Source organism: Yoonia sp. (assembly GCF_017854415.1).
In the GTDB taxonomy this organism is placed as follows: Bacteria; Pseudomonadota; Alphaproteobacteria; order Rhodobacterales; family Rhodobacteraceae; genus Yoonia.
This window is the reverse complement of the sequence record NZ_JAFMHR010000176.1, coordinates 1-4,915: the sequence shown is the minus strand read 5'-3', so window position 1 is coordinate 4,915 and position 4,915 is coordinate 1. Positions and strand designations below refer to the sequence as shown.

General features: G+C 54.9%; 8 protein-coding genes. 1 reads left to right on the top strand and 7 read right to left on the bottom strand.

Annotation, left to right across the window (positions count from 1 at the left end; translation table 11 throughout):
• The 6 genes from tolQ to ruvC all read right to left on the bottom strand — a co-directional run.
• A partial coding sequence (tolQ, locus tag QZ197_RS14760; protein WP_296432914.1) for a protein TolQ occupies nucleotides 1–603 on the bottom strand: 603 nt, incomplete at its 3' end.
• 113 nt (nucleotides 604–716) lie between these two features.
• On the bottom strand, nucleotides 717–1,103 hold the full coding sequence (gene ybgC, locus QZ197_RS14755; protein ID WP_296432913.1) for a tol-pal system-associated acyl-CoA thioesterase: 387 nt from the start codon (nucleotides 1,101–1,103) through the stop codon (nucleotides 717–719).
• Complete coding sequence (locus tag QZ197_RS14750; RefSeq protein ID WP_296432912.1) at nucleotides 1,100–1,720, bottom strand: hypothetical protein; 621 nt, start codon at nucleotides 1,718–1,720, stop codon at nucleotides 1,100–1,102. Before QZ197_RS14750 ends, ybgC begins: the two co-directional genes overlap by 4 nt.
• A gap of 37 nt (nucleotides 1,721–1,757) precedes the next feature.
• On the bottom strand, nucleotides 1,758–2,777 hold the full coding sequence (ruvB, locus tag QZ197_RS14745) for a Holliday junction branch migration DNA helicase RuvB (RefSeq protein ID WP_296432911.1): 1,020 nt from the start codon (nucleotides 2,775–2,777) through the stop codon (nucleotides 1,758–1,760).
• A 9-nt stretch (nucleotides 2,778–2,786) separates the two neighbouring features.
• Entirely contained in the window at nucleotides 2,787–3,446 is a 660-nt protein-coding gene (gene ruvA, locus QZ197_RS14740; RefSeq protein WP_296432910.1) for a Holliday junction branch migration protein RuvA, read from the bottom strand.
• Nucleotides 3,443–3,949 (bottom strand): crossover junction endodeoxyribonuclease RuvC, encoded by a 507-nt coding sequence (gene ruvC / locus QZ197_RS14735; protein WP_296432909.1) that lies wholly within the window; start codon nucleotides 3,947–3,949, stop codon nucleotides 3,443–3,445. The genes ruvA and ruvC overlap by 4 nt, the downstream gene beginning before the upstream one ends.
• Before the next feature lie 312 nt (nucleotides 3,950–4,261).
• Here ruvC and QZ197_RS14730 point away from each other — a divergent pair, with 312 nt between their 5' ends.
• The gene (locus QZ197_RS14730) at nucleotides 4,262–4,471 is read left to right on the top strand and encodes a DUF1127 domain-containing protein (RefSeq protein ID WP_296432908.1); all 210 of its coding nucleotides are present in this window, start codon (nucleotides 4,262–4,264) and stop codon (nucleotides 4,469–4,471) included.
• Between the two features lie 72 nt (nucleotides 4,472–4,543).
• Here QZ197_RS14730 and QZ197_RS14725 read toward each other — a convergent pair whose 3' ends face one another.
• The gene (locus QZ197_RS14725) at nucleotides 4,544–4,888 is read right to left on the bottom strand and encodes a hypothetical protein (RefSeq protein WP_296432907.1); all 345 of its coding nucleotides are present in this window, start codon (nucleotides 4,886–4,888) and stop codon (nucleotides 4,544–4,546) included.
• Nucleotides 4,889–4,915: the final 27 nt, after the last annotated feature.

The window sequence follows — 4,915 nt, the reverse complement described above, 5'->3', positions numbered from 1 at the left end:
GTCACTATCAGAGGAAAGTTTGTTGTAATAAATAACTGCTGGGATCGCCGCGAGCAGTCCTAAACCCGTCGCAAGCAAAGCTTCCGCGATACCAGGGGCCACAACGGCAAGGTTGGTTGTTTGTGCCTCGGCGATTTCGATAAAGGCGTTCATGATACCCCAGACCGTACCGAACAGGCCCACAAACGGGGCGGTCGATCCGACTGTTGCCAGAACCGGCAGACCTTTTTGCAAAGAAGCCGCCTGTTTCGCGATCGCCACATCCATAGAACGGTCGATCCGCGCCGTCGCACCGGCGATCAAGCCGCCATCTTGCCTATGTGATCTGCGCCATTCAAGCATACCTGCAGCAAATATCTTTTCCGACGGGCCGTCCGGTTCTGACCCTATTTTGTCGAATAGCGCATCCAAAGGCTCGCCGGACCAGAACGCCCGATCAAAAACCTCTGCTTCTGCGCGGGCTTTTCGGTATTGGATGGTTTTGTCGATGATCACGGCCCAGCACCAAATAGAGGCTGCAATTAGCATGATCATAACGATTTTTACGGTAATTGTCGCGCGCGCGAACAACGCCCACATTGTGAATTCGTGTGCTGCTTCCATGTGCCTGCTCTGCCTTTAGGCCCGATTTCGGGCTCTGATTATCAGCGAACATACCGCATGTGCACGGGGAAATCCAACCAATCTCACATCACATCTGCGAAATCAGCGTGTTTCTAGTGCACAGATTGGCGGATCGCTGCCGGTAGGCGGGCCACAGCACCCTGTGCTGTCATGCAAATGATGGTGACGCGCGCCGAAAACAGCACTTCCTCGCCACGTTTAACATCTTGGCGGACAATTAAACGCACACCCGATCCAGCCTGCATTGAGGTTTCAACTGTCAATTCGTCGTCGTATCTTGCGGGCGAAAGATAATCTGCTTCAACTCGGCGGACGGCGAAAACCAGACCTTCGGCCTTCATCTGCGCCTGATCGATGCCTAGTTCGCGAACCCACTCACTGCGGGCACGCTCAATGAATTTAAGATAATTGGCATAATAGACGATGCCCGCAAGGTCAGTATCTTCGTAATAAACACGTACAGGAAAACGGTGTATCATGACGGCGGCCGGATCCGAGCTGCCAATCGCATAGCATGGCTGGCGTCTTGAGCAGCGGCAGGCATGACCCGATCATATGCGGCACGAATGACATCCGCAATTTCAGGGCGCAGCACAGCATTGCCTTCCAGCAAGGCGAGCGGTGGCTTGGTGTCAAATGCAGTATCCGACCAAAGCAATATGATCTGAACCGCTTGGCTCAGCGCGAGTGTATCCGCGGCAACGGCCGACAAATGTTCGTCCATCCGCAAAAAAACGAACGCTGCCTGAATAGCGCCCGCATCATCAAAGCGGAAAATGCGGTACTGATTAGCATCCGCCTTCTGAAGTTTGATAATCAGTGACGGCATATCAGGCACGAGTTTATCAAGGTTCGGCACTTCGCCCAGTTCGGCCCATTCGCGGCAGAAAAAGACCATGACGTTGGCACCAAGCTCTGGATCGGTCTCGGCCATCTTATGACCAGCAAGACCAACAACCGCTTCAATGGCGCCCTTGAACATCGCCAACGACGCGTCATCGACACCGAAAATCACAGGCACGATCGGCCGCCCCCACCGCGCAAAGACGTAAGACCCATCCGCACGGGTAAATAGTGGCTCTACATCACTCATCATCTTGCCCTTAAAACTCCCGCCGGAGGCATCCCCGCCATCAACCAAACAAATCCGAATGCGGTTTGGGCGCATCCAGACCCAAATGCGTCCAAGCTGCCTGCGCCAACATCCGCCCGCGCGGAGTGCGCTGGATCAGACCCTTTTGCAACAAATAAGGCTCGATCACTTCTTCCAAACTGTCACGGCTTTCCGACAAAGCAGCAGACAACGTCTCGATCCCGACAGGACCACCCGCATAGCTCTCCGCGACCAAGCGCAGATAGCGACGATCAGCATTATCCAAGCCCAGATGATCCACGCCCAATCGGGTCAGTGCACGATCAGCGATAGCTTGGGTTACAGTGCCGTCACCTTCGACAATCGCAAAATCGACAACACGGCGCAGCAGGCGACCCGCGATACGCGGTGTCCCCCGTGCACGTCGTGCAATCTCGGCTGCGCCTTCTGGGGCAGCAGGCGCCCCCATTAAGCGGGCACCTCGGGTTACAATCTCGTGCAGTTCTTCCTGCGAATAGAATTCCAACCGTGTCGGAATACCAAAACGGTCACGCAGCGGCGTCGTCAAAAGCCCCATACGGGTCGTGGCACCTACCAACGTAAACGGCTGCAGCTCGATACGCACAGTGCGCGCCGCTGGGCCTTCGCCAATCACCAGATCAAGTTCAAAGTCCTCAAGTGCAGGATAAAGGATTTCTTCGACCGCAGGGTTCAGGCGGTGGATTTCGTCAATAAACAGCACATCGCGGGCTTCGAGGTTTGTCAGGATCGCCGCGAGGTCACCCGCCTTAGCCAACACAGGGCCAGAGGTCATGCGAAAATTCACACCCAATTCCCGCGCCATGATCTGCGCCAGCGTCGTTTTCCCTAAACCGGGTGGGCCATGGAACAACGTGTGATCCATCGCCTCGCCACGGCGGCGCGCACTTTCAATAAAGACGGACAAGTTCGCGCGCGCTTCTTTTTGACCAATAAACGCATCAAGCGTTTGGGGGCGCAGCGCGCGGTCGTTGTCCTCGGGCTGCGGATCGGGGCGCAAAGTGGGGTCAGGTTGGTCCATCGGCTATCCCTACCCCGTTGGGGCCAACAGCTTCAAGGCCGCACGGATCAAGGCAGAGGTATCTGCATCAGGCGCGTCACCTGCAGCTTGCGCCACGGCCCCCGCCGCATCCCCGGGGGCGTAACCCAGATTGCCTAATGCTGACAGTGCCTCTGATTGTGCGGGATTGGCTTTGCGCGGTGTCGATGTGCGCACTGGCGTCGGTTCTGAAACCTCGATCACATCATCACCCTGCGCCTCGGAAATTGTGCCGCCCATTGCCATGACACCTGGCGCTTTGTCTTTAAGCTCGATCGACACCCGCTGCGCGGTTTTAGGACCGACGCCCTTGGCCTTGGCCAGCGCGTTCCAGTCGCCCAGTGCGATAGCACGGCTGACTCCATCCGCACCAAGCGTGCCCATGATCGCCATAGCCGCCTTCGCGCCGATGCCCTGAACCGACATCAAAAGGCGGTGCCATTCTTTTTCGACCAAGGTCGTAAATCCAAACAGTTGCAGATTGTCTTCACGCACCAACAAATCTGTAAACAACGCCACCGCTTCGCCATTGGCAGGCAATCCCGCCATCACGCGGTCAGAGACATAGACAAGGTACCCGATCCCGCGCACATCAATTAAAATATGGTCTGTGCTGCGGTATTCCAGACGGCCCGCGATTTTACCAATCATGCGCCTGCCCTCGCCAATGCTTTGGCCAACGTACTGGACGATTGGGCGTGAAAGGAATGACAGATCGCAATCGCCAATGCATCCGCCGCATCAGGCCCCGCGAACTGCACTCCCGGTAATTGAACTTTCACCATATGCGCGACTTGCTGTTTGTCGGCGTGACCCACACCAACCACCGTTTTCTTGACGGCATTCGGAGCATATTCGCCAATACTAATCCCCGCCTGCGCAGGCACCAACATCGCGATGCCCCGGGCTTGGCCAAGTTTCAGTGTGCCGACCCCGTCTTTGTTCACAAAAGTCTGCTCAACCGCGGCAGTCTCTGGTTGGTAGGTCAGAAGCACATCAGTCAGTTGCTGGTGTAACGACAACAGGCGCGATCCAAGATCGGTTCCGGTCGAATGACAAATGCCATTGGCGACATGGCTGATTCGAGATCCAACCACATCAATGACGCCCCAACCCATGTTCCGCAGTCCCGGATCAATCCCTAAAACACGCATTGCTCGCCTCTTTTTTATTATTATCTGAACTTGGTTAGCACAAAAGGCGAACAAAGACCAAGACACTTCGCAAGCCCAGTTGACGCAGCGTCGCCGCAATTGGGGTCAGAAAGCGTCACCTGAAGTGTCAAAGTCGACAGAATTAGTGCTATATAAACAAAGGGTTTGCGCGCATTCATGCACAAAAATTAGGCATGCTGAAAACGCATATGACATATGTCGAAATGGCACTGGTGGTCGGGTCACTTCCCTCCTAGATGCCCCTCATCAGATTAACGCTGCAATGCAGCAAGAAACTTAAGGAATATGGCCATGGCCGCTTTTGACACATCCCGTCCTGCTTCTGGTCTCTCCGCAGGCAACGTATCTACAGTTTTCATCAACATGTTCAGCGCTTTTGCTGCATGGAATGACGCGCGCGTCACACGCAATTCATTGTCCAAGCTGACAGCACGTGAGTTGGACGATATCGGCCTGACATATGGCGACATCGAAGATATTGCGACACGCGTCGCACGCTAAACGAATACATCATTGAAATGCGAAAGGCCGCGCTTTACCAGCGCGGCCTTTTCGTTTTCATTATTCGTTCACTTACTGTGGAAGAATTGTCGCAATACCACCAGCGACGATCGTCGTGACCGGATCAGGTTGCATAACCCACGCCCCAACTTGTTCCACAACGGTACCGGACTGCAAAGCGGTCAGGCGCTCTGTGTATCCTGCGTCACCAATGTAGGCCAACAACAAACCCTTGAACAAGAAGCCAAGCGCCAGAACAATGATCAGGCCCTTGAGGGGGAACTTAGGTTTATAAAGGCGAGGACGCGCAACAATCAGGCCGTCGGACTTAACAGTCCGGACAACACCGTTTGACATCTTGTCGTGACGACGCACGATACGCTTTAATCTTTTGTCGAATGGGACGTTGGCTTGCACCGGGAGACCCTCCAGAAATTAACTATA

Coding starts and splice junctions, on each gene's coding strand:
- ybgC (WP_296432913.1), bottom strand. CDS start 1,103: ATGATACACCGTTTTCCTGTACGTGTTTATTACGAAGATACTGACCTT.
- QZ197_RS14750 (WP_296432912.1), bottom strand. CDS start 1,720: ATGATGAGTGATGTAGAGCCACTATTTACCCGTGCGGATGGGTCTTAC.
- ruvB (WP_296432911.1), bottom strand. CDS start 2,777: ATGGACCAACCTGACCCCACTTTGCGCCCCGATCCGCAGCCCGAGGAC.
- ruvA (WP_296432910.1), bottom strand. CDS start 3,446: ATGATTGGTAAAATCGCGGGCCGTCTGGAATACCGCAGCACAGACCAT.
- ruvC (WP_296432909.1), bottom strand. CDS start 3,949: ATGCGTGTTTTAGGGATTGATCCGGGACTGCGGAACATGGGTTGGGGC.
- QZ197_RS14730 (WP_296432908.1), top strand. CDS start 4,262: ATGGCCGCTTTTGACACATCCCGTCCTGCTTCTGGTCTCTCCGCAGGC.